The following is a 21,487-nucleotide window of genomic DNA, read 5'->3' on the forward strand; positions in this document are numbered from 1 at the left end:
CTTTCTGTTTTCCTTATGAAAGGAAAAGAGGGAAAATTTTAACACACCCGGTTGCGCCCTTCTTTTTTGGCTCGGCGTAATGCCTTGTCAGCGCGTTTGATCATATCTTCCATGCGGTCTTTCAACATACTGTCATATAGAGACAGACCGATGGAGACGGTCATGGGGATCGGGTCTTCGTCATGGGAAAAATCTATTTTTTCAACGGCGTATCTGATGCGTTCCGCTAAGGCTAAGGCACCATCACGATTGGTGTCAGGCAGGAAAATACAGAATTCTTCCCCGCCCAGACGGCCCATGACATCAATATCACGCAAAAGCTTGCGACAGGTTTCAGAAAAGCGTTTTAAAGCTTGATCACCCACACTATGGCCGAAACTGTCATTGATGGCCTTGAAATGGTCGAGATCCAGTAACAAGAGGGAGAGATCGTTGCCATTTCTTTTACAGCGTTTAATTTCCCCTTCCAGCAGGGTGGTGAAATGGCGGCGATTATGGATTTCTGTTAAGGCATCGGTATTGGCAAGTGTGCGCAAGCGTGATGCCATGCGTTTATGTTCGGTGATATCAATATAGGTTGAAATAAAACCAAAAGGTTCCTCATCAATATAAAGGGGCTTGCCACTGACTTGTAAGGTACGGCCATCAGGGCGGGTACGTTCAAACTTATGAGGTTCAAATTTCAGGGATGCCTGAATGCGCATTTGAACATGTTGTTCCGGATCACCGGGGCCATATTCGCCGCGTTCTGCATTATAGCGGATCAGGTCTTCATATTTCATGACAGGCTTTTCAAGCTCTCTGGGGAAATTCAGCAAGTCGAAAAAGGCATTATTCCAGAAGATGATATTAAGGTTTTCATCAATAACTGTGACACCAAGGTCCAGATTTTGCAACAAGGCGCGCAGATAGCCTGTGGTGCGTTTGGCTTCTTCTTCGGCCTTTTTACGATCGGTGATATCTGTATAGGTGGTGATCAGACCATTTTCGACCCAGACACCACGAATTTCAAGGATAGTGCCATCAGGGCGGGTGCGTTCAAAGACATGATTTACCCGTTTGTTGATATTTTCAGCAAATTTATTGAGAACTTCATCAGAGCTATGACCTTCATATTCTCCGCGTTCAATATTGAACTGGATCAGTTTTTCAAGACTGGGCAGGCCGGATTTAAACAGGCTGTCGGGGAAATCCAGCACTTTTTTGACCATCTCGTTACAAAGCAACATATTCTGGTTATTATCAAAAAACGTAACCCCACTGGGCAGGTTATCGACAATTGTCTGGAAATGGGCGGCATCTTTTTTGCGTTTATAGATCAGATAAAAAGCCAGAAGGGCCATGGCTGTTACAAATGCAATGGCAAAGCCATTTAGAAAAGCTTGATTGGTCACTGATTGGACCGGGGACATGACCCAGATTTTCCAGCCAAATTTGTTCAGGCTGGATTTTTGAATGAAATAGTCTTTGTGTTCAATTTGGTAGGCTTGAAATGTCCCAAAATGAATATCGGATGGCTGATTATTCAAAGGCTGGATTTTAGGGACGGGATATTGTCGGGTCCGGGTAATATAAAGGCGATCTTTGGCTGAAAGGGTGCGCAGGGATTTCAGGGTGAAAGACGGGTTGGATGTCAGAAAAATAATATCGCGTTCATCAGCAATCAGGAAATTAACATCATTTTGTTTTGTATATTGATGCAGGCTGTTTAAATCGACTTTAATAACAACAACACCGATGAGTTCTTTTTTAGCGCTATAGATGCTATGGGCAATATAAAAACCAAGCTTGTTTGATGTGATCCCAATGGCAAGAAATTGCCCTTTTGCCTTGAGGACAGCCTCTTTGAAATAGGGGCGAAAGGAATAGTTTTTTCCAATAAAGCTATTGGGTTGATCAAAATTACTGGCTGCAACGGTTCGCCCCTCTGCATTCATCAGATAAACAGCGGACGTGTGCAGGGTCTGGTTGGTTTCTTTTAAAATGCCGTTTGTTTTCAGAATGTCTTTGGGCTGGGCCTTTTTTTTAAGAGCCTGCTGTAAAGTCGGGTTTTGCGACAAAATGCGGCCAACCAGTTGCAGTTGATCCAGTTCGCGTTGCAGGGTTTCATTATAAAGTGTCACCCGTTCTTTTAATCGGTCATTGAGCTGGCCTGCAGCTGTTGTCCCGGCTTGTTGCGCACCAAACCAGCCAATGGCCGTAATACTGACCATTGCAAGGCAAAGCATCAACAGTTTGTTGATCTTGGAAAAAATGCGCAGCATGACGCCAAACGTACCCTGTTCCGTTCTTCAAAAAAGTTTTTTATAATTTTATTAAACTTTAGAATAACTGATGCAGGGGCAGTTACAAACAAAAAACCCGGCCTGATTTCTTTCTTGTTGTCTGGTTTTTAAGCACTATACTGACGCAAATTTTTTACAAAGTGATCTCCAGATAAGGAAAAAGCCATGTCAGATGCAGATTTCGACGTCATTGGTATTGGTAACGCGATTGTGGATGTGCTCAGCCATTCAGACGATGCGTTTTTGACACAACACGGCCTGACAAAGGGCTCGATGGCTTTGATTGATGCCACACAGGCTGAACGTTTGTATAGCGAGATGGGGCCGGGTGTTGAATGTTCCGGTGGCTCTGCGGCCAATACCATTGCGTGCCTGGCAAATTTGGGGGCAAAAGCGGCCTATATCGGTAAGGTCAAAGACGATGCACTGGGTAAAATCTTTTCGCATGACATTACCGCTGCGGGCGTGGATTTCGTGTCCAAACATGCTTCTGATGGCCCCAGCACGGCACGTTGCCTGATTTTGGTCACAGATGATGCACAACGTACCATGAATACGTTTTTGGGTGCCTGTGTAAACCTGATGCCTGAAGACATTGATCCGGATTATATTGCCCGTGGTCAGGTCACTTATTTGGAAGGGTATCTATGGGATCCGGACCATGCCAAGGAAGCGTTCTTAAAAGCCTCAATGGCGGCGCATAAGGCAGATCGCCAGGTGGCTTTGTCTTTGTCTGATGCGTTCTGTGTGGATCGTCACCGTAAGTCTTTTCAGGATTTGGTGCAGCATCACGTCGATATCCTTTTTGCTAATGAAGATGAGATTAAATCCCTTTATGAGGTTGATACGTTTGATGCGGCCCTTCAATGTGTGCGCGACAAATGCACTGTTGCAGCCTTAACCCGTGGGGATAAAGGGTCTGTAGTGATCTCCGGCAATGAAATTCATGTGGTGGATGCAGAAAATGTCGATCGTGTGATTGATACCACAGGGGCAGGTGACGCGTATGCCGCAGGCTTCCTGTTTGGCTATACCAAGAATTTTGATATGGGGTCTTGTGCACGCCTTGGTTCTGTCTGTTCAGCGGAAATCATCAGTCATTATGGCGCACGTCCAGAGGCTGATCTGGCGGATCTGGCCGGTGCAGCGTTGGAAAGCTGACCTGTAACAGTCTGTTACAATAAAACGTCCAAGTTGTAATCTTGGCGTTACGTTTGATCTGTAAAGTCCCTTCAACTTTTTGATTGGAGGGACTTTTCTTATGACAAGCGCAACACTGGCTGAAAAAGCCACTCCGCAAAGCGGATTGTTTCAAACATTTTTAATGCGTTATGCCACAGTGGCGACTGTTGCGACATCTATCGTGGTCGGGATCAGTGGCGTGATGCTGTTTTTTCATGTGGGTGAAGGCTATGTCAAAGGGGCTCATGAATGGATCGGCATGGCCTTTTTTGTTGCTGCCTTGCTGCATGCGCTGCGTCACGTGAAACCCATTACCAAGCTTTTGCCAAAAACACGCAGCAAAATCATTATAGCTGTGGTGGCACTGGTCAGTTTGGGCTTTATCGTTGCACCGATATTAAATCCAAATGGCGGGAACCCTTTTAAGCAGTTTGTAAAGGTTTCTCAAAATGCACCGATTTCCAGTCTGGCCCCGGTTGTGGGAATGAGCCAAGAAGCTTTGGTTAAGAAGTTACAGGGCGCAGGTGTCCAAAATGTTCAGCTTGAACAGTCCTTGCGCGAAATCTCTCAGGCTTCCGGTGTGGAGATGCATGAACTGTTTGGAGCGCTGGTAAGGAAGTAGCTCACAAGGCTCTAAGACTTTTTCATGACAAAACGCCATTATTCTTGCTGTTTTGAAATTTCGGCGTATAGTCCGCCCAAATTGACTTTCCCAGATCAGGACGAAACAGATGGAACTTCGCAATATCGCGATTATCGCACACGTTGACCACGGTAAAACCACGCTGGTGGATGAACTCCTTAAACAGAGCGGTCTGTTCCGTGAAAACCAGAAGGTCGAAGAACGCGTCATGGACAGCGGTGATATCGAAAAAGAACGCGGTATCACGATTTTGGCGAAATGTACGTCCGTGGAATGGAAAGAGACCCGCATCAACATCGTTGATACCCCAGGCCACGCCGATTTCGGTGGCGAAGTTGAACGTATTCTGTCCATGGTTGATGGTGTGGTTTTGTTGGTGGATGCGGCTGAAGGCCCCATGCCACAAACAAAATTTGTCACAGGTAAGGCCCTGAAACTTGGCCTGAAACCAATCGTTGTTGTCAACAAGGCAGATCGCCCGGATGCACGCCCCTATGAAGTGCAAGACGAATGTTTCGATTTGTTTACAGCCCTTGATGCCAATGACGAACAGCTTGATTTCCCGACCCTCTTTGCTTCTGGTAAAGATGGCTGGGCAGCCGAAACACCCGATGGCGAACGCACAGACCTGACACCGCTTTTTGATCTGGTTCTTGAACATGTCAAAGAGCCCGAAGCCGATAAAGACAAGCCGTTCTCCATGCTGGCAACCACATTGGAATCTGATCCGTTTTTGGGCCGTATTCTGACAGGCCGTGTGGAAACAGGCGTGTTTAAGGTCAACCAGAATCTGAAAGCCTTAAACGCTGATGGCGAAGTCATTGAACAAGCCCGTATTACCAAGCTTCTGTCCTTCCGTGGTGTGGAGCGTGTGCCAGTGGATGAAGCCCATGCCGGTGATATTGTGGCGGTTGCGGGTCTGACCAAAGCAACTGTGGCCGATACACTCTGTGCGGTAGAGGTGGAAGCCCCATTGAAAGCCCAACCGATTGATCCGCCGACCCTTGCCATGACATTCTCTATTAACGACTCTCCGCTGGCCGGTCAGGAAGGGTCTAAAGTGACCTCTCGTATGATCCGTGATCGTTTGATGCAAGAAGCCGAAGGGAATGTGGCGATCCGCATTACGGAAACACAAAATGCTGATAGTTTCGAAGTGGCTGGTCGTGGTGAATTGCAGCTGGGTGTTTTGATTGAAACCATGCGCCGGGAAGGTTTTGAGCTGGGCATTTCACGTCCACGTGTTCTCATTCAGGAAGATCCGGAAACAGGGGAAAAGCTGGAACCGTTTGAAGAAGTCCAGATTGATGTGGATGAAGAATTTTCCGGTATCGTGGTGGAAAGCCTGGCGATTCGTAAAGGTAAAATGACCGAAATGCGCCCCTCAGGTGGTGGCAAGACCCGTTTGACCTTCCATGCACCAGCACGTGGCTTGATCGGTTATCACGGTGAGTTCCTGACAGAAACGCGTGGGACAGGCATTATGGCGCGTACCTTCCACCATTTTGGTGAATTTGCCGGCCCAATTCCGGGGCGCCGCAATGGTGTGTTGATTTCCATGGTTGATGGCGGCGCGGTTGCTTATGCGTTGGCCAACCTTGAAGGCCGTGGTCCGCTGTTCATCAATCCGCAGGAAAAAGTCTATCAGGGGATGATCATTGGTGAACATGCCAAGGGCACAGACCTTGAAGTCAACCCACTGAAATCCAAGCAGCTCACCAACGTGCGCGCAAGTGGTAAGGATGATGCCATCCGCTTGACACCGCCGCGTGTAATCACGCTGGAAGATGCTATTGCCTATATTCAGGATGACGAACTGGTGGAAGTGACCCCGGAAAGCATCCGTTTGCGTAAATTCCATTTGGACCCGCATGTGCGCAAACGCGCAGAAAGAGCAATGGCGGGAAGCTAACAGGCTTTATATACGTTTTGTTTAAGAGACCTCTGGCTGTGTTCAGGGGTCTCTTTTTTAATGATTTCTTGACCTTTTGGTTAGGTTTGACACATATTGAGACCATCGAGAAAATGATAGGTCCCCAAACATATGAGTCGTCTGCGTGCAAACCTGCTTTTATTAATTACTGCGATTATTTGGGGGACGGCCTTTGTTGCCCAACATACCAGTATGGGGGTCATTGGGCCTTATTACTTTACGGCCTTGCGGTTTTTGCTGGGTGGTCTGGTGATTGTGCCCTTGGCTTTGCGTGAATATCAAAAACGCAAGGAAAGCGGTGTGCCTTTAAGTCAGCGTCACTGGCTTGGCATGGTGTTATGCGGTGTGTTTCTTTTCACCGCTTCCATTACCCAGCAAGTTGGGATTGCAGATACATCGGTGACAAATGCAGGGTTTTTGACGGGGCTTTATGTACCATTGGTGCCGTTAATGCTTCTGATTTTCTGGCGCAAGCTTCCTCATTGGTCGATCTGGCCTGCTGCCTTTGGCTGTTTGATCGGGACATATTATTTATCTGGGGGTAATTTCAGCAGCTTCAATAATGGAGACTTCTGGATGATGGTCTCTGCCATTTTCTGGGCTTTGCAGATCATCACGGTGGGATTTGTTGTGCGCAGTTCAGACACACCGATTATTTTGGCCTGTACCCAGTTTTTATGTTGTTCCGTATTTGCAACAGTTGGGGCGCTGGGATTGGAAACAATCAGCTGGGCTGCTATTCAAGGGGCAGGCTTTGAGATTTTCTATGCCGGGGTCATGTCGATTGGAATTGCCTTTACCCTCCAAGCTGTGGCTCAACGCCATACAGGTCAAGCCGATGCCGCGATTATTATGAGTGGTGAAGTCCTTTTTGCCGCTATCGCAGGGGCGTTGTTATTGGGGGAACGCCTCACTATTGAGGGCTATATGGGGGCGTTGATCATGTTTATGAGTATTCTTTCTGTTGAAGTTCTGCCGCTTTTACGTCGAAAGCAGGCTTAAACGCTTGTCTTTACGGCTTAAAGAAGTCATCCTGAGCCTATGGCTGAAAACGGAAAAAATGTTGGTTTATTTGTAACATGTCTGGTTGATCTCTTTCGCCCGAGTGTTGCTTTTGCCGCAGTGAAATTGATGCAGGATGCTGGCTGTGAAATTTGTGTGCCAGAACGTCAAACCTGTTGTGGACAACCCGCTTTTAACAGTGGGGATATGGCTGATAGCCGTGCTATGGCGCAAATGGTTATCGAAGAATTTGAAGGGTTTGACTATGTCGTTGCCCCTAGTGGGTCGTGCGCGGCCATGATTGTCAAACATTACCCGGAATTGTTTAAAGATGATGTAGACTGGCACAAACGTGCACTGGATCTGTCTGGTAAAACCTTTGAATTGCTGACTTTCTTAAGCGATGTGTTGGGTGTGGAAAAAGTCCAGGCCACTTTGGATCGCAAAGTCACCTATCACGATAGTTGTTCCGGGCTTCGCGAACTGGGGATCAAGGAACAGCCACGTAAACTTTTGGACAGCGTTGAAGGTGTTGAATTAGTCGAAGCGGAACAGGCGGAGCGCTGCTGTGGCTTTGGCGGGACGTTTTGCTTAAAGTTTTCTGATATTTCAGCGCGTATTACCGATGATAAATGCGAAGACTTGTTAAAAACGGACGCTCAAACCGTATTGGGCGGTGATCTTGGTTGCTTGATGAATATCGCCGGGCGCATGACACGACGCGGTGAAATGGTGGAAGTGCGCCATATTGCCGAAGTTTTGGCGGATATGACAACAGAGGTCCCTCCGATTTCACAGGTGAAGGAGTAGTATATACAATTGATATATACATAGAATAATGCTATGTATATACAAGAAATATATACGAGGTGTATGGTATGACACAGAGCAGTGTATTTAAGAATAATCAAACACAAGCTGTTCGTATCCCTAAGGCTGTTGCATTACCGGAACATATAAAAAAGGTGGATGTCATCAAACAGGGGAATGCACGCCTTATTGTGCCCAGTGATTGTCTTTGGGACAGTTTTTTCGATGGAGAGCAGCCAAGCGATGATTTTATGGTTGAGCGCTCTGAACCTGAAATGCAGGTGCGTGAGGAACTGTAATGTTACGCTATATGCTGGATACGAACATTTGTATTTTTGTGATTAAAAACCGCCCTGAACATATGCGCGCTGTTTTTAATGAAAAATCTCATTCTATGTGTGTATCCGCCATTACTGTTGCTGAATTGATCTATGGTGCTGAAAAATCAGTACAAAAAGAGAAAAACCTGAAAGTGGTTGAGGGTTTTTTGTCCCGCCTTGAAACTCTTGATTTTGATGAGGAAGCGGCAAACCATTACGGCGAGATTCGTGCTGCGCTTGAAAAAAAAGGTTTACCTATCGGGCCTTATGATTTGATGTTGGCAGGACATTCGCGTTCACGTGGTTTGGTGATGGTGACAAATAATACACGGGAATTTTCCCGTGTTGATGGGTTACGTTTAGAGGATTGGAGTCAATAAATGGAACTCAATTCCCATAAGTTTAAGGAAAATGCCAAGAAGGCTTTGGAAGATAAGGACCTTCAAGCCTCGCTTTTTAAGTTAGGCACAGGCTTTCCCTTAAAACGACTGGCTGCCAAAGAACGCCTGCCGGAATTTGAGAATTTGCGTGATCAGGCCCGCGATATCAAAGATCACACCCTGCGTCATCTTGATTATTATCTGGAGACATTTGAAGCCCGTGTTCAGGAAACAGGGGGCAAAGTCCATTGGGCGCGCGATATCAAGGGTGGGCGCGATATCGTTTATGAGATTTGTAAATCCGTTGGGGCCAAGACGGTGACTAAGGGCAAATCCATGATCGGCGAGGAAATGGCCCTGAATGAATTCCTTGAAGAAAAAGGCTTGATCCCGGTGGAAACCGATCTGGGTGAATATATCATCCAGCTGCGCAAAGAGCCGCCTAGCCATATCATTGCGCCTGCGATACATTTAAATCGCACCCATGTGGAAGAAGCTTTTCGCAAAACCCACACTGATCTGCCCAAAGAGCGTAATCTGGATGCACCGGAAGATTTGCTTAAAGAAGCCCGTGCCATGTTGCGTGAGCAATTTATCAAGGCGGATGTGGGAATTACCGGGGCCAATTTCATGATTGCGGAAACAGGTTCCACCGTGATTGTCACCAATGAAGGCAATGGGGATTTGACCCAGACCTTGCCCCGTGTCCATATCGTGCTGTGTTCCATTGAAAAAGTCGTGCCGACCCTGGAAGATTGTACCACTTTGCTCCGCGTTTTGGCGCGATCTGCCACAGGTCAGGAACAGTCGGTCTATACGACGTTTTCCACAGGGGGCAAACGGGCGGAAGATTTGGATGGGCCGGATGAATTCCATGTGGTGATTTTGGATAATGGCCGCTCACGCATGCTCGGCCATGACACCCATGATATGTTGCGCTGTATCCGTTGTTCAGCCTGTATTAACCATTGCCCGGTCTATCAATCTGTTGGCGGTCATGCTTATGGTTCGATTTATCCCGGTCCGATGGGCTCGGTTCTGACCCCTGCCCTTCATGGTTTGGAAAAAGCGTGCGATTTGCCCAATGCCTCGACTATGTGTGGCAAATGTGAAGAAGTTTGCCCGGTGCGCATCCCCATCCCTCGTATGTTACGATCCTGGCGCGAAAAACAGTGGGAAGATGGCCCTGTTCCGCTTTTGCAACGATGGGGTCTCAGTTGGTGGGCCTTTTGGGCAAAACGTCCCAAAGCCTATCATTTTGCCGCCAAGATCAAAATGCGGGTTATGGGCTGGCTTGCGCGTAAAAACGGTCATTTCAAATCCCTGGCCTTCACCAAAGGCTGGACGGGTCATAAGGATTTTCCAGCCCCTGAAGGCAAGACCTTTCAGCAACTTTGGTCTGAAAAAGGGGGGAAACGCTCATGAGTACGCGTGATTATATCTTGGGCCGAATCCGTTGGTCACTGGGGCGTAGCGCGTTTGAGCGTGAAAGTGAAGAGCAACTGGCAAAACGTATTGCTGAACCAAAAGCCAACTTGATCCCCAAACGTGGTCAGCTCGATCATAAGGCGCAGCTCAGCCTGTTTGTGAAAATGGCAAAAGAGGTTAATGCGACTGTTTCGCGCATCAAATCCCTGGAAAATGTACCGCGTGCAGTGGCGAAATACCTGAAAGATCATGAACTTAAAACATCTGTCCGACTGGCAAGCCATGAAGCCTTAGCAGCGTTGGATTGGTCGAAACTGGAGACCGTATCCGGGGCAAGTGAGGGTCGTGATATGGTTTCGGTGGTGATGGCTTATGGTGGGGCGGCTGAAACGGGTTCTTTGGCGCTTCTGTCCGGGCCTGATAGTCCGACAACGCTAAATTTCCTGCCGGATTATCATATCGTTGTTGTAAAGGCGGAAGAGATTGTGGGCGATTATGAAGCGATTTATGCCCGGATGCGTCGCGAAAGCAACTCTGTCGATTTTATGCCGCGAGCCATGAATTGGGTCAGTGGTCCCTCACGAACAGCCGATATTGAACAAACCTTGTTGCTGGGTGCGCATGGGCCACGCAGCCTCCATATTTTGCTGGTAGAAGAGGATCATGGCTAAAAAAGCAAAATATGTGGAACAGCCGGAAAAACGCACTCGGGGCTTGAGTGTGGGGGAAACCCAGCTGTGGAAAAAGGTCACTGATGATGTGGAGGCGTTGCCCGGTCGTTTTGTTGATCTGGACGGGGCTGACCCAATCCCTGAGCCTGTGGCCACACGTCCCTACCCTGATACGGCCAAACCACTAGAGACGATTCGCGCCGATGAATCTCATAAATCCTTTGACCCCTTGCATCATGGTAAGGCCGCAGGGGTGGATAAACGTACTATGGATCGTTTGCGCCGGGGCAAAATGCCCATGGAAGGGCGTCTTGACTTGCATGGCATGACGCAGGATCAGGCCCATAGCGCTTTGTTACGCTTTATTAATTCCGCCTTTGGGCAGGGTAAACGCTGTGTCTCGGTCATTACGGGTAAGGGCACACAGCTCAATGGCAAGATTGGGGTGCTGCGTGAAATGGTTCCGCATTGGCTTAATCAGCCGGGATTGCGCTCTAAAATCATTGCTTTTACCTATGCGCCGAAAAATGAGGGTGGCGAAGGGGCGTTATATATATTATTAAAACGTTGGCGTTAACTGGATTAACTAGAACTTGGTAAAATGACACCCTTTGGCGAAAAAGTTCGTGAATTGCGAAAGAATCGCGGCATCACGATGAAAGAAATGGCGAAAGATTTGGAAGTTTCGTCCGCTTATCTCTCTGCTTTGGAACATGGCAAGCGGGGCAAGCCCGGTCCTGGCTTTGTTATGCAGGTGGCAGGTTATTTCAATCTGATTTGGGATGATGCCGAAGAGTTAAAAGAGCTGGCAGGTCTGTCTCATCCGCGTGTGGTGGTTGATACAGTTGATCGTTCTGCAAGCGCAACGTTGCTGGCAAATTTGCTGTCACGGCGTATTAACCGTTTGGATGAAGAGACCATTGAAGATTTGATTGCGCGTATCGAAGCAACCATTCCGGGGTGAGGCATATGATGAAAAAACTTCTGTTCGCAACAGCCTTTTGTGTTTTAAGCAGTCAGGTTCTGGCACAAGAACCTCGTTATTCCACATGGTCTGACCCGAATAAACCACAAACCAGCCAGTCTCTTGAGCTGGAAAAGATGATTAAAGAGTTGCAAACCCTTGTCGGGGAAGCCGAACATGCTCGTGCTGCAGACCCAAAATTCCTGCAAGATTTGAAAGACTTGGCCGCACGTTATGACGGTAGTTTTGAACGTTTGTTGTTTAAGGACGATTTCATGGATGGCAATTATACCGCCAATCCAACATGGCTGGTGCGCAATGGCAAATATTGGATTGAAAAAGGCTACGGCCTGCGTTCTGTTGTAGAAAAATCTGGTTCTTCAACACAATCTAGCCAAAGCCAAGAGCAGAAATTATCTAAGGAAGAACTCATCATTGGCGTTTTGGGTGCTGTTTTGGGTGGAAAAGTGCAACAACAGCAACCCCAGCAGCAAAAAACAGCCCCGAGCCCGGTTCAAGCGGCTGATATCTCCTTAGCTCACCCCATCAACAATGCCTTTCGTTTTGAGCTCGATATGTCGAGCTGGACAGCCAATAGCGAATTTCATTGGGGGCCCTATCAGGGGACGAACCAGAAAACAGGCTATCGTCTGGTCTATCGCTCAGCTCAGACCCCTGCCCTGCAATTGATGCGTCATTATGCCAGTAGTTCTGCGGTGGTGGCGAGCTATAACAGTTTGAATTTGGAAGACCAGAAGAATCATAAATGGATTTGGAAACGCGATAAAAACGGTCAAATGACGGTTTCATTGGATGATAAAGTTTTGATCCAGATAACGGATCATAGTTTCCGCGATGATTTCACTGGGCTGGCCTTATCCAACAAATCTGGTGATTTTACTGTTAAGTCGATTGCTGGCTTTGGGCATTGAGGCCATGCGCACAAAAGAAACGCGCCGCCAGCTTTTGGGGTTTCTTGTTACTGGCGGGTTGGCTTTTATGCTGGATGGGGGCATTTTGCAGGCTCTTGTCACGGGGCTGGAGATGTCCCCTTTTACTGCGCGTAGTATCTCTTTCTCAATAGCCGTTGTCTTTACTTGGCTGATGAATCGAAAAATCAGTTTTAAAGTCTCTACCCCTTTGTCATTTAAGGAATTTTTTGGCTATCTTTCAACTCAGAGCTTTGGGTTGTCGATTAATGTCGGGGTATATACGGCGGTTATTTTTACGGTGGAATTGGCCCAGACCTATCCGTTTTTTGCGCTGATTCCCGCCACTGCTTTAAGCATGGTGTTTAATTTTGTGGCGATGAAATATCTGGTTTTTAAGAAATTGCCAGAGAAAACTCACTGAATAGGTTTGTTGCGTTTTTGTGCACGCTGGACCTGAAACTGCCCATATTGTTGGTGTAAGTTTTTCAGCAAGGTCTGGGCTTTGATTGTAATTTCAACGGACTGGGAGGTCTCAAAATGTTCTGGAACTGTGCGCATAAAGATTTCCATCCAGCGTTTGAAATGTTCCATTTCCAATTTAGGCAAGGCGGCGTGTTTGATCATGAAGCCACCGCCATATTCTTTGGTATTCAACAAGACTGAACACCAGAATTTTACGACCCGGTCCATATGCGGGGCCCAGTCTTCTTCTGTTGTGCCAATTTTTTTGATAAAAATCGGTCCAATCAGTTCATCTTTTTGAACTTCGTCATAAAATGCGTTGAGCATGACACGCAACGTATCCGCATTAATCTCAGAAAATTTTTCCGACATTAAAATTCACCCTGGCTGTGTTGAAGGTAAGCTATTTTTTTATTTTCCAGACGTTGGCGGGCGATACTGTCTAAAATAATGCCGCAAGTTATGCTCATTAAGGCACTGAGCATCAGGCCCGTACATAAAACGGCGGTGGGCAGGCGTGTTACAAGACCTGTGTTGAGGAACTCTGAGATGAGGGGCACAGCCAAGCCGATTGAAAGAATTGCAAGAATTAATGCAGTTAAGCTAAAGAAAATCAACGGTTTAGCGTCTCTGAATAAGCGCAGGATTGTCATCAAGATGCGCCAACCATCACGATAGGTATTGAGCTTACTTTCTGTACCTTCTGCACGTTCATAATATTTGGTTTGTATTTCAGAGGCGGGCAGGTTCAGGCTTAGACAATGGATGGTGATTTCCGTTTCGATTTCAAAACCACTGGATAAAATGGGGAAAGACTTGGCAAAACGGCGTGAAAAAGCACGGTATCCGGTCAGCATATCGGTAAAACCACGGCCAAACACAGTTTGGGCAATACCAGTTAAAAGCTTGTTCCCAAAGGCATGGCCAGCACGGTAGGTCATTTCGCCTTCAACAGATTTACGACAGCCAACGACCATATCAAGTTTTTGATCAAACAAGGCTTTGGCCAATTGAGGAGCAGCCGCTGCTTCATAAGTGCCATCGCCATCGGCCATGATATAGCAATCTGCATCAACTTCTGCAAAAATCCGACGCACCACATTGCCTTTACCTTGTTGGCGCTCAGTAATGACCTGGGCACCAGCATTTTGAGCTTCTACAGCAGTGTTATCTGTAGAATTGTTATCAAAGACATATATTTTTGCTGAAGGAAGCGCTCTTTTAAAAGAAGCGACCACATCTGCAATAGCATTGCCTTCATTATAACAGGGCAAGACAACGGCGATTTTCTTTTGTTCAAAGGATGTGGTCATAATGTCATCAATAAAGCAGCATGAAAAGATGCCTTGTTTCTGCCTGATTATCTGGTCTCAGGCAAGTTTTCTTTAGGTTCTTGTATAAGGTTGCGTTACCATTTTTCCCCGTGGATAAAAGCTAGAGAAACCAAAGCAAGTCTATTTTATGAGTTTACGCCCTAATGCAAGTACTACCTGATTGCCGGACATTAATTTTACTGGATTGTGAATACACCTCTTGGGAGGGTTCTCAAGCTCGGCGGTGGTCTGAGCCCTGGGAAGAAAAAGAGATTGTACAGATTGCCATGTTGGCCTTGGATCGTGAGACGTTACAGCCTCATAACCATTTTTCCTGCTTGGTCAAACCTTCACTGAACCCTCAACTTAGTGATTATTTTATGAAGTTGACCGGATTGATACAGGAAAATGTGGATCAACATGGTATCAACCTCGTTGAGGCTCTTCACTTATCAGAAAAATTTATTGAGAGTTTTCAAGGACCCGTCCAAGTTGTAAGCAACGGGGTCGATGGATATCTGATTAATGCTAACGCTGCCTTGGTTGAGCTGGAAGAATTATCTTATTTTGAGCAGGCAATCAGCATTCATCCCTATCTGCGGGCCTGTATTCCCACTTATCGCAATGGGCATTATACCAGTGATTTGGCTGGTCTTGTCGGACAACCCCTTGAGGGGCACCATCATAATGCCCTTTATGATGTGCATTCTTTAGCGGTTGCTTTACGAGCGATCAATGAAAGGGTGCCATCTCACATGTAAGGTGAGATGGCTATTATATCGACTACAAAATAAACTTGGAAAGGTCAGCATTTTTCGCCAGTTCACCGACATTTTTCGTCACCATTTCTTTGGTAATGGTGATCTCTTCGCCGCTGCGATCAGTTGCGGTAAAGCTGATTTCATCAAGCAGGCGTTCCAGAACTGTATGCAGGCGACGCGCACCGATATTTTCTACATTCTGGTTGATCTCTGCGGCTAGATTGGCAATTTCTTCAATGGCATCGTCCTCGAAGCTGAGTGTGACTTCTTCCGTACCGATGAGAGCGACATATTGTTTGATCAGGCTGGCTTCTGGCTCTGTCAAAATACGTCTGAAGTCTTCGCGAGTGAGGGCGGAAAGTTCGACACGGTTTGGCAGGCGGCCTTGCAGTTCTGGCAGCAAATCGCTTGGCTTAGCCACATGGAAGGCACCAGAGGCAATGAACAGGATGTGATCTGTTTTCACGGTACCGTGTTTGGTGGTGACCGTTGTACCCTCTAACATAGGCAGCAAGTCGCGCTGAACCCCTTCGCGAGAGACATCGCCACCGGCTTTTTCACCACGTGCAGAAATTTTGTCAATCTCATCAATGAATACAATGCCGTTATTTTCAACGCTGTTTAGCGCCTCAGAAACCACTTTGTCGTTATCTAACAGTTTGTCCGCTTCTTCATCCAAGAGCAGGCCGTAGCTATCAGCCACGGTGACTTTGCGGGTTTTGCGGCGCCCACCAAAGGCATCACCGAACATTTCACCGAGATTCATCATACCCATTTGGGCACCGGGCATACCCGGAATATCCATGGTTGGCATGGAAAGGGTGGAATTATCGGCCAAATCCAGCTCAATCTCTTTATCATCCAGCTTGCCTTCACGCAACATGGCGCGGAATTTCTGGCGGGTGTCTGCGGACGACGTATCACCGACCAAGGCATCAAGGACACGTTCTTCAGCAGCGATTTCTGCCTTGGCCTTGACGTCCTTTTTCATTTTCTCAGAGACCATATGGATGGCGGATTCCACCAGATCGCGGATCATTTGTTCCACATCGCGACCCACATAGCCCACTTCGGTGAATTTGGTCGCTTCCACCTTGATAAAAGGCGCTTGGGCCAGTTTTGCCAGACGGCGGGCAATTTCGGTTTTACCCACACCTGTTGGGCCGATCATCAGGATATTTTTGGGCAGAACTTCATCGCGTAGTGGGTTTTCCAACTGCTGACGACGCCAGCGAGAACGCAGCGCAATAGCGACAGAGCGTTTGGCATCATTTTGGCCAATGATATAACGATCCAGTTCCGAAACGATTTCGCGGGGGCTGAAATTTGTCATGATTTACAGAGTCTCTACAGTCAGGTTGTTGTTGGTATAAACGCAAATGTCAGCAGCAATGCCCATAGCCTTGCGCGCCATTTCTTCTACGTTCAAATCTTCACGATCTACAAGGGCGCGGGCGGCAGAAAGCGCATAATTGCCACCAGAACCGATGGCAATGATGCCGTCTTCGGGCTCTAGCACATCGCCTGTGCCTGTCAGGACGAGGGAAACGTCTTTATCGACTACAGCCATCATGGCTTCAAGCTTGCGCAGGTAACGGTCTGTGCGCCAGTCTTTCGCCATTTCCACACAGGCGCGTGTCAGTTGGTTTGGATATTGCTCAAGCTTGCCTTCCAGACGTTCAAACAGGGTGAAGGCATCGGCTGTGGCCCCCGCAAAACCGACAATCACCTTGCCACCAGCCAGTTTGCGCACCTTGCGTGCATTGCCTTTGATCACGGTTTGACCAAGGCTCACTTGCCCGTCACCAGCAATGACGACCTCATCACCTTTGCGAATGGATAAAATCGTTGTCCCGCGCCAACCGGGAAATTTGTGATCTTGAGACATGAAGCAGGTCCTATAAATTTAAAAACTTGATGCGGATTTGTGCTTGAATAAGGGGATTTGTCAACCCTATAGACCATAAATGCTGGTATTTTTCACTTACTTTGTTAGAAGAAAGAAATATTCAGTTATGGTTTGAGAAGAGACGTTATGAAAGTCATCGTCACTGGTGGGGCTGGCTTTATTGGTTCAGCTGTTTGTCGTTTATTGGTCAAAGAAAAAGGTTGGTATGTCTTAAATATTGATAAATTAACCTATGCGGCCGATTTACGCTCTCTTTCGGAAATTCAGGAAACCCCATCTTATCAATTTAAACAAATTGATATTTGTGATCGACTTGCATTGGGTCAGGCATTTCGTGAGTTTCAACCAGATGCAATTATGCATTTGGCGGCAGAAAGTCATGTGGATCGTTCTATTGATGGGCCAAGCGCTTTTATCGAAACCAATTTAGTTGGTACATATATTTTATTGGAAGCTGTGCGTGAATATTGGTTGCAATTGAGTGAGGAAAGTCAAAAAGCTTTTCGTTTTCATCATATTTCGACTGATGAAGTGTATGGCAGTTTAGGAAAAACAGGTCTCTTTACGGAAGACACACCCTATGGGCCAAATTCACCCTATTCTGCGTCAAAGGCGGGTTCAGATCATTTGGTTCGTGCTTGGCATCATACTTATGGTTTGCCTGTTGTTATCAGTAATTGTTCAAATAATTATGGCCCGTATCAGTTCCCGGAAAAACTTATTCCTTTGATGATTTTGAATATTTTACAGGGTAAGAAATTACCCGTTTATGGGGATGGGTTAAATACGCGAGATTGGTTGCATGTGGAAGATCATGCTGACGCTCTTGCCATAATTCTAGAAAAAGGAAGAAATGGCGAAAAATATAATGTTGGCGGCCATAATGAAGTGAAAAATATTGATGTGGTCCGCACTCTTTTTGAAACTGTGAAAAAATTAAATCCAGATATCCCTGTACAAAATTTTGAAGATTTGTTGACCTATGTTACGGACCGTCCCGGTCATGACTGGCGTTATGCAATTGATGCATCCAAGATTGATAAAGAACTGGGCTGGACACCTAAATATACTTTTGAAACAGGTCTGGAGCAGACCGTGCAATGGTATTTAGATAATGAAACCTGGTGGCGCCCTATTCTTGAGGGGAAATATGATGGCCAACGTTTAGGGAAGGCGTAAGGTCATGCGTATTCTGGTATTTGGGGCAAATGGGCAGGTCGCAAAATCTTTTGCATTTCAAGCACCATTTTATCCTGAGCTAAGCCTTGTTTGTAAAGGTCAAGCTGACTGTGATATTACCGATAAAGGTCAGATTATTGCGACTCTCGATGAGATAAAGCCGGATTTGATTGTTAATACAGCTGCTTATACGGCTGTGGATCAGGCTGAAGAAGACCAAGCAGCAGCTTTTTTACTGAATGAAACTGCTGTTGGTTATCTTGGTGAAATTGCCACGGTACCGATTGTCCATTTTTCAACAGATTATGTTTTTAATGGTCAGGCTTGCCTACCTTATCAGGAGGGTCAGCTAACGGATCCCTTGGGTATTTACGGGCAAAGCAAGTGGGCAGGTGAAGAAGCCTTGCGGGCCAGCTGTCCCAAACATGTGATTTTACGTACAGCCTGGGTCTATAGCCCCTTTGGCGGTAATTTTGTTAAAACCATGTTACGGATAATGAATGCTAATGATAAAATTTCTGTTGTGAGCGACCAAATTGGTTGCCCGACATCTGCCCTTGATTTGGCTGATGCAGTTTTAAAGATTGCACCACAGCTTATTAATCAATCATTTGATGGTTATGGAACATATCACATTGTTACAAATGCAGTTTTATCTTGGCATGATTTTGCAGTCGAAATAAAAGAACAGACTCATATGGATTGTGTGGTTCAGGCAATTGAGACCTCTGCTTATCCCACGAAAGCGCAACGTCCGGCCTATTCAGTCCTTTCTTGTCATAAATTCGAAGCTCAATTTGGTTTTAACTTGCCGGACTGGAAAGAAAGTTTATCCTTTTGTCTCAAGAAACTTGATCAGCATTAAGGGGATATCATGGAGCGTAAAGGGATAATTTTGGCTGGTGGCTCTGGTACACGGCTCTATCCGTCTACGGGGGCGATTTCCAAGCAGCTTTTGGCGGTTTATGATAAGCCGATGGTTTATTATCCGCTGACGACTTTGATGTTAGCAGGTATTCGTGAAATTCTACTGATCAGCACACCGCGTGATATTCCCATGTTTAAAGAGTTATTGGGAAATGGTCAGCAATGGGGCATTGAGATCCAATATGCTGTACAGGATGAACCACGTGGGCTGGCAGAGGCTTTTATCATCGGCGAAGAATTTCTGGATGGTGCGCCAGCTTGTTTGATTTTAGGTGATAATATCTATTTCGGGCATGATTTTACTAACTTGCTTGAAAATGCGATGGTTCAAGAAACAGGTGCGACTGTTTTTGCCTATTATGTGCAAGACCCTGAACGTTATGGTGTTGTCGAATTTGATAAATCAGGGGCGGCTCAAGGGATTGAAGAAAAACCGCAAGAGCCAAAATCTAATTATGCGGTAACAGGTCTGTATTTTTATGACAACCAAGTTGTTGATATTGCTAAAAACATACAACCGAGTTGGCGTAGCGAATTGGAAATAACCGATGTGAATAACGCCTATTTACAAAAAGGTCAGTTGCAAGTTGAAAAAATGGGGCGTGGCTTTGCCTGGTTGGATACTGGTACTCACAGTGCCATGTTGGATGCTGCGAACTTTGTACGTACTGTTGAGAAACGCCAAAGTTTAAAAATAGCCTGCCCGGAAGAAGTGGCATTGCGCAAAGGATTTATTGATTCCGATCAGTTCGAAAAGTTGATTGGCCAATTTAAACCAAATGAATATCGCAGTTACCTTGAAATGGTATTGCGTACATGGGAGTAATATCAAATCCTATAGATTTTGACTCATAAAGGGGATTATTACCAAACCGCTTAAACCCTGATTCAATATAGAAAACGAATAGGGGTTTTCTATGGGTGCCCCAATTCCCTTGCGATCAGGTTACAACGGTGATGCTCTTCGCTATTTTGTCAAACAAACCAATGATGCAACACAGGCCCGTCGACTCTTGAGCCTTGCGATTATCTACGATGGCGGTGTGACTTTGCAAATAATCCGTGACGCTGGATTCACATCTCAAGTGCAATTTTGAAGATTGTGAAAGAATGCCTCGGCGGGTGTCCTGAACCCAAGGGATTTTCTGGGTGTGGTGTTTAAGTTCCATGTAATGTCATCAATGTCCTGATCGCTATCATCCTTGATGTCTGTTTTTCGCGGCATGTCCCGCCGAATAATGCCATTTGTGTTTTCCATACCGCCATGTTGCCAAGGTGAATGCGGGTTACAAAAGTAGGCTTCGATGTCCAAAACGTCTTCGATCTCGGCAAAATGAGCAAACTCACCGCCATTATCAAAAGTGATTGTTTTCAGTGCCTCTGATGGTAAGTCAGCAAGCCTTTCCTGTATATTCTGAGCCGTTTCAGCCGCTGTTTTTGTCTGCAGGGAAGCCGTTAATGTAAAACGCGTCTTGCGTTCCATCAGCGTGAGCAAGTTGCTTTTTGGTGTTCGGAGATTCATCAAGTCACCTTCCCAATGCCCGAAGGTCTTTCGTCCTTCCACTTCCTTGGGCGGTCATGGATGAAACGGCGGTTTTCCAAAGGTTCACGCCTGCGTTTGTAATATCGCCGATCTCGCTTTGCCTTGGCTCTGGGGAGATAGCGATAGAGCTTGTCCAGCTTGATTTTCGGATGCGGTAAAGATAACGATAGGGGCTGATCCAGATAACTAAATTAAATACAGTCTAACCCACTGTTTAATCTGACGTAATTGCTCCTGAGGATCAGGAGTGTTAAAACGCCACTCACATTCCTTCAAAAATAGCCCAAAATGCTCCTTAGAAACACCGTTGAATTTTCGCATATGATGCTTCGCTTGGTTCTAGAAATTCTCAATGTCATTAATGTGGTTCTTTTTGTCTGCAAAGAGTTTGGAATGTTAATCCGATAGTGTTTAAAGTCGGATACATCCAGCACATTATAACCACGCCAACAGTCAGAATATGCGATGCTGTCTGGCACAACCTTATCTTGGATAATCGGCAATAAAGTTGATGAGGAGGCATCAGGTATGATCTTTGTCTAGACCTTACCTTTCCGCTTTAAAAGGCCAAATACAGCTACTTTGCCACCTGCATCGCGACCTCGCTTACCTTTGCGGGTACCGCCAAAATAACTTTCATCAGCTTCAATTTCGCCATGCAGTCGATAGCCCGGCAACTTGCTGGCAACCAATTGACGAAGCTGCATGAAGAAACGGATCGCCGTGTTCGCCTGCACGCCAACAATTCTTGCAGTCGCTCGAGCGGTGCTACCTGCGACGAAATCCTCAATCAACTTGCTTTGCTGACGTGAAGTTAGACGACTTTTTCGGCTGTACATCGTA

Annotated in this window: 24 protein-coding genes and 1 pseudogene; 18 read left to right on the forward strand and 7 right to left on the reverse strand. The window is 46.4% G+C overall.

Annotated features, from left to right (window positions below; all coding sequences use genetic code 11):
* Positions 1-38: 38 nt before the first annotated feature.
* Positions 39-2,264 carry a PAS-domain containing protein gene (locus E4K71_RS16180; protein ID WP_135081323.1) on the reverse strand — a complete coding sequence of 742 codons (2,226 nt, stop codon included), beginning with the start codon at positions 2,262-2,264 and terminating at the stop codon, positions 39-41.
* 186 nt (positions 2,265-2,450) lie between these two features.
* Between E4K71_RS16180 and E4K71_RS16185 the strand changes: the two genes are divergently transcribed.
* From E4K71_RS16185 to E4K71_RS16245, 13 genes are all read left to right on the forward strand, one after another.
* Positions 2,451-3,446: an adenosine kinase gene (locus E4K71_RS16185; RefSeq protein ID WP_135081324.1), complete on the forward strand. Its 996-nt coding sequence runs from the start codon at positions 2,451-2,453 to the stop codon at positions 3,444-3,446.
* A gap of 100 nt (positions 3,447-3,546) precedes the next feature.
* On the forward strand, positions 3,547-4,089 hold the full coding sequence (locus tag E4K71_RS16190) for a DUF4405 domain-containing protein (protein ID WP_135081325.1): 543 nt from the start codon (positions 3,547-3,549) through the stop codon (positions 4,087-4,089).
* A gap of 109 nt (positions 4,090-4,198) precedes the next feature.
* Positions 4,199-6,022 (forward strand): translational GTPase TypA, encoded by a 1,824-nt coding sequence (typA, locus tag E4K71_RS16195; protein ID WP_135081326.1) that lies wholly within the window; start codon positions 4,199-4,201, stop codon positions 6,020-6,022.
* Between the two features lie 132 nt (positions 6,023-6,154).
* The gene (locus tag E4K71_RS16200; RefSeq protein WP_135081327.1) at positions 6,155-7,045 is read left to right on the forward strand and encodes a DMT family transporter; all 891 of its coding nucleotides are present in this window, start codon (positions 6,155-6,157) and stop codon (positions 7,043-7,045) included.
* A gap of 39 nt (positions 7,046-7,084) precedes the next feature.
* A complete protein-coding gene (locus E4K71_RS16205) occupies positions 7,085-7,855 on the forward strand; it encodes a (Fe-S)-binding protein (protein WP_135081329.1) in 771 nt (256 codons plus the stop codon).
* A 68-nt stretch (positions 7,856-7,923) separates the two neighbouring features.
* Complete coding sequence (gene vapB / locus E4K71_RS16210) at positions 7,924-8,154, forward strand: type II toxin-antitoxin system VapB family antitoxin (RefSeq protein ID WP_135081331.1); 231 nt, start codon at positions 7,924-7,926, stop codon at positions 8,152-8,154.
* Positions 8,154-8,555, forward strand: a complete 402-nt coding sequence (gene vapC / locus E4K71_RS16215; protein WP_135081333.1) for a tRNA(fMet)-specific endonuclease VapC — start codon at positions 8,154-8,156, stop codon at positions 8,553-8,555. The genes vapB and vapC overlap by 1 nt, the downstream gene beginning before the upstream one ends.
* Positions 8,556-9,980, forward strand: a complete 1,425-nt coding sequence (locus E4K71_RS16220) for a LutB/LldF family L-lactate oxidation iron-sulfur protein (protein ID WP_135081335.1) — start codon at positions 8,556-8,558, stop codon at positions 9,978-9,980.
* Complete coding sequence (locus E4K71_RS16225) at positions 9,977-10,654, forward strand: lactate utilization protein (RefSeq protein ID WP_135081337.1); 678 nt, start codon at positions 9,977-9,979, stop codon at positions 10,652-10,654. Before E4K71_RS16220 ends, E4K71_RS16225 begins: the two co-directional genes overlap by 4 nt.
* Entirely contained in the window at positions 10,647-11,231 is a 585-nt protein-coding gene (locus tag E4K71_RS16230; protein WP_135081339.1) for a Smr/MutS family protein, read from the forward strand. Before E4K71_RS16225 ends, E4K71_RS16230 begins: the two co-directional genes overlap by 8 nt.
* Before the next feature lie 24 nt (positions 11,232-11,255).
* Positions 11,256-11,618 (forward strand): helix-turn-helix transcriptional regulator, encoded by a 363-nt coding sequence (locus E4K71_RS16235; RefSeq protein WP_135081341.1) that lies wholly within the window; start codon positions 11,256-11,258, stop codon positions 11,616-11,618.
* Between the two features lie 5 nt (positions 11,619-11,623).
* Complete coding sequence (locus tag E4K71_RS16240) at positions 11,624-12,550, forward strand: hypothetical protein (RefSeq protein ID WP_135081342.1); 927 nt, start codon at positions 11,624-11,626, stop codon at positions 12,548-12,550.
* Between the two features lie 4 nt (positions 12,551-12,554).
* Positions 12,555-12,971 (forward strand): GtrA family protein, encoded by a 417-nt coding sequence (locus E4K71_RS16245; RefSeq protein ID WP_167730640.1) that lies wholly within the window; start codon positions 12,555-12,557, stop codon positions 12,969-12,971.
* Here the strand turns inward: E4K71_RS16245 and E4K71_RS16250 are convergent.
* Positions 12,965-13,384, reverse strand: a complete 420-nt coding sequence (locus E4K71_RS16250) for a group III truncated hemoglobin (protein ID WP_135081346.1) — start codon at positions 13,382-13,384, stop codon at positions 12,965-12,967. The two genes, E4K71_RS16245 and E4K71_RS16250, sit on opposite strands and share 7 nt — an antisense overlap.
* Positions 13,384-14,325: a glycosyltransferase gene (locus E4K71_RS16255; RefSeq protein ID WP_135081348.1), complete on the reverse strand. Its 942-nt coding sequence runs from the start codon at positions 14,323-14,325 to the stop codon at positions 13,384-13,386. The genes E4K71_RS16250 and E4K71_RS16255 overlap by 1 nt, the downstream gene beginning before the upstream one ends.
* A 164-nt stretch (positions 14,326-14,489) precedes the next feature.
* On the opposite strand from E4K71_RS16255, the gene E4K71_RS16260 reads away from it, so the two are divergent.
* Entirely contained in the window at positions 14,490-15,086 is a 597-nt protein-coding gene (locus tag E4K71_RS16260; protein WP_135081350.1) for a 3'-5' exonuclease, read from the forward strand.
* 22 nt (positions 15,087-15,108) lie between these two features.
* Here E4K71_RS16260 and hslU read toward each other — a convergent pair whose 3' ends face one another.
* Complete coding sequence (hslU, locus tag E4K71_RS16265; protein ID WP_135081352.1) at positions 15,109-16,419, reverse strand: ATP-dependent protease ATPase subunit HslU; 1,311 nt, start codon at positions 16,417-16,419, stop codon at positions 15,109-15,111.
* Positions 16,420-16,422: 3 nt separating this feature from the next.
* Entirely contained in the window at positions 16,423-16,974 is a 552-nt protein-coding gene (hslV, locus tag E4K71_RS16270) for an ATP-dependent protease subunit HslV (protein WP_135081354.1), read from the reverse strand.
* Between the two features lie 147 nt (positions 16,975-17,121).
* Here hslV and rfbB point away from each other — a divergent pair, with 147 nt between their 5' ends.
* The 4 genes from rfbB to E4K71_RS16290 all read left to right on the forward strand — a co-directional run bounded on the left by rfbB (position 17,122) and on the right by E4K71_RS16290 (position 20,198).
* Positions 17,122-18,174: a dTDP-glucose 4,6-dehydratase gene (rfbB, locus tag E4K71_RS16275; protein ID WP_135081356.1), complete on the forward strand. Its 1,053-nt coding sequence runs from the start codon at positions 17,122-17,124 to the stop codon at positions 18,172-18,174.
* Positions 18,175-18,178: 4 nt separating this feature from the next.
* Positions 18,179-19,039: a dTDP-4-dehydrorhamnose reductase gene (gene rfbD, locus E4K71_RS16280; protein WP_135081358.1), complete on the forward strand. Its 861-nt coding sequence runs from the start codon at positions 18,179-18,181 to the stop codon at positions 19,037-19,039.
* Between the two features lie 9 nt (positions 19,040-19,048).
* Positions 19,049-19,927, forward strand: a complete 879-nt coding sequence (gene rfbA / locus E4K71_RS16285; protein WP_135081360.1) for a glucose-1-phosphate thymidylyltransferase RfbA — start codon at positions 19,049-19,051, stop codon at positions 19,925-19,927.
* Positions 19,928-20,018: 91 nt separating this feature from the next.
* A complete protein-coding gene (locus tag E4K71_RS16290; RefSeq protein ID WP_135081362.1) occupies positions 20,019-20,198 on the forward strand; it encodes a hypothetical protein in 180 nt (59 codons plus the stop codon).
* On the opposite strand, the gene E4K71_RS16295 is transcribed toward E4K71_RS16290, so the two are convergent.
* Both E4K71_RS16295 and E4K71_RS18490 read right to left on the reverse strand, forming a co-directional pair.
* Positions 20,183-20,665, reverse strand: a complete 483-nt coding sequence (locus E4K71_RS16295; protein ID WP_135081364.1) for an IS30 family transposase — start codon at positions 20,663-20,665, stop codon at positions 20,183-20,185. The genes E4K71_RS16290 and E4K71_RS16295 overlap by 16 nt on opposite strands.
* Positions 20,666-20,830: 165 nt before the next feature.
* Positions 20,831-21,483: pseudogene (locus E4K71_RS18490) on the reverse strand (IS1595 family transposase).
* Positions 21,484-21,487 lie beyond the last annotated feature (4 nt).

Source organism: Terasakiella sp. SH-1, from assembly GCF_004564135.1.
Lineage (GTDB): Bacteria > Pseudomonadota > Alphaproteobacteria > Rhodospirillales > Terasakiellaceae > Terasakiella.

Bases quoted from the DNA above. Each gene is read 5' to 3' on its own strand.
- E4K71_RS16185 (WP_135081324.1), top strand. From the start codon at position 2,451: ATGTCAGATGCAGATTTCGACGTCATTGGTATTGGTAACGCGATTGTG.
- E4K71_RS16240 (WP_135081342.1), top strand. From the start codon at position 11,624: ATGATGAAAAAACTTCTGTTCGCAACAGCCTTTTGTGTTTTAAGCAGT.
- hslU (WP_135081352.1), bottom strand. From the start codon at position 16,419: ATGACAAATTTCAGCCCCCGCGAAATCGTTTCGGAACTGGATCGTTAT.
- E4K71_RS16225 (WP_135081337.1), top strand. From the start codon at position 9,977: ATGAGTACGCGTGATTATATCTTGGGCCGAATCCGTTGGTCACTGGGG.
- E4K71_RS16205 (WP_135081329.1), top strand. From the start codon at position 7,085: ATGGCTGAAAACGGAAAAAATGTTGGTTTATTTGTAACATGTCTGGTT.
- E4K71_RS16245 (WP_167730640.1), top strand. From the start codon at position 12,555: ATGCGCACAAAAGAAACGCGCCGCCAGCTTTTGGGGTTTCTTGTTACT.
- rfbA (WP_135081360.1), top strand. From the start codon at position 19,049: ATGGAGCGTAAAGGGATAATTTTGGCTGGTGGCTCTGGTACACGGCTC.
- E4K71_RS16220 (WP_135081335.1), top strand. From the start codon at position 8,556: ATGGAACTCAATTCCCATAAGTTTAAGGAAAATGCCAAGAAGGCTTTG.
- E4K71_RS16180 (WP_135081323.1), bottom strand. From the start codon at position 2,264: ATGCTGCGCATTTTTTCCAAGATCAACAAACTGTTGATGCTTTGCCTT.
- E4K71_RS16290 (WP_135081362.1), top strand. From the start codon at position 20,019: ATGGGTGCCCCAATTCCCTTGCGATCAGGTTACAACGGTGATGCTCTT.
- E4K71_RS16255 (WP_135081348.1), bottom strand. From the start codon at position 14,325: ATGACCACATCCTTTGAACAAAAGAAAATCGCCGTTGTCTTGCCCTGT.
- E4K71_RS16190 (WP_135081325.1), top strand. From the start codon at position 3,547: ATGACAAGCGCAACACTGGCTGAAAAAGCCACTCCGCAAAGCGGATTG.
- vapB (WP_135081331.1), top strand. From the start codon at position 7,924: ATGACACAGAGCAGTGTATTTAAGAATAATCAAACACAAGCTGTTCGT.
- E4K71_RS16260 (WP_135081350.1), top strand. From the start codon at position 14,490: ATGCAAGTACTACCTGATTGCCGGACATTAATTTTACTGGATTGTGAA.
- E4K71_RS16235 (WP_135081341.1), top strand. From the start codon at position 11,256: ATGACACCCTTTGGCGAAAAAGTTCGTGAATTGCGAAAGAATCGCGGC.
- hslV (WP_135081354.1), bottom strand. From the start codon at position 16,974: ATGTCTCAAGATCACAAATTTCCCGGTTGGCGCGGGACAACGATTTTA.
- typA (WP_135081326.1), top strand. From the start codon at position 4,199: ATGGAACTTCGCAATATCGCGATTATCGCACACGTTGACCACGGTAAA.
- rfbB (WP_135081356.1), top strand. From the start codon at position 17,122: ATGAAAGTCATCGTCACTGGTGGGGCTGGCTTTATTGGTTCAGCTGTT.
- E4K71_RS16200 (WP_135081327.1), top strand. From the start codon at position 6,155: ATGAGTCGTCTGCGTGCAAACCTGCTTTTATTAATTACTGCGATTATT.
- E4K71_RS16250 (WP_135081346.1), bottom strand. From the start codon at position 13,384: ATGTCGGAAAAATTTTCTGAGATTAATGCGGATACGTTGCGTGTCATG.
- vapC (WP_135081333.1), top strand. From the start codon at position 8,154: ATGTTACGCTATATGCTGGATACGAACATTTGTATTTTTGTGATTAAA.
- E4K71_RS16230 (WP_135081339.1), top strand. From the start codon at position 10,647: ATGGCTAAAAAAGCAAAATATGTGGAACAGCCGGAAAAACGCACTCGG.
- rfbD (WP_135081358.1), top strand. From the start codon at position 18,179: ATGCGTATTCTGGTATTTGGGGCAAATGGGCAGGTCGCAAAATCTTTT.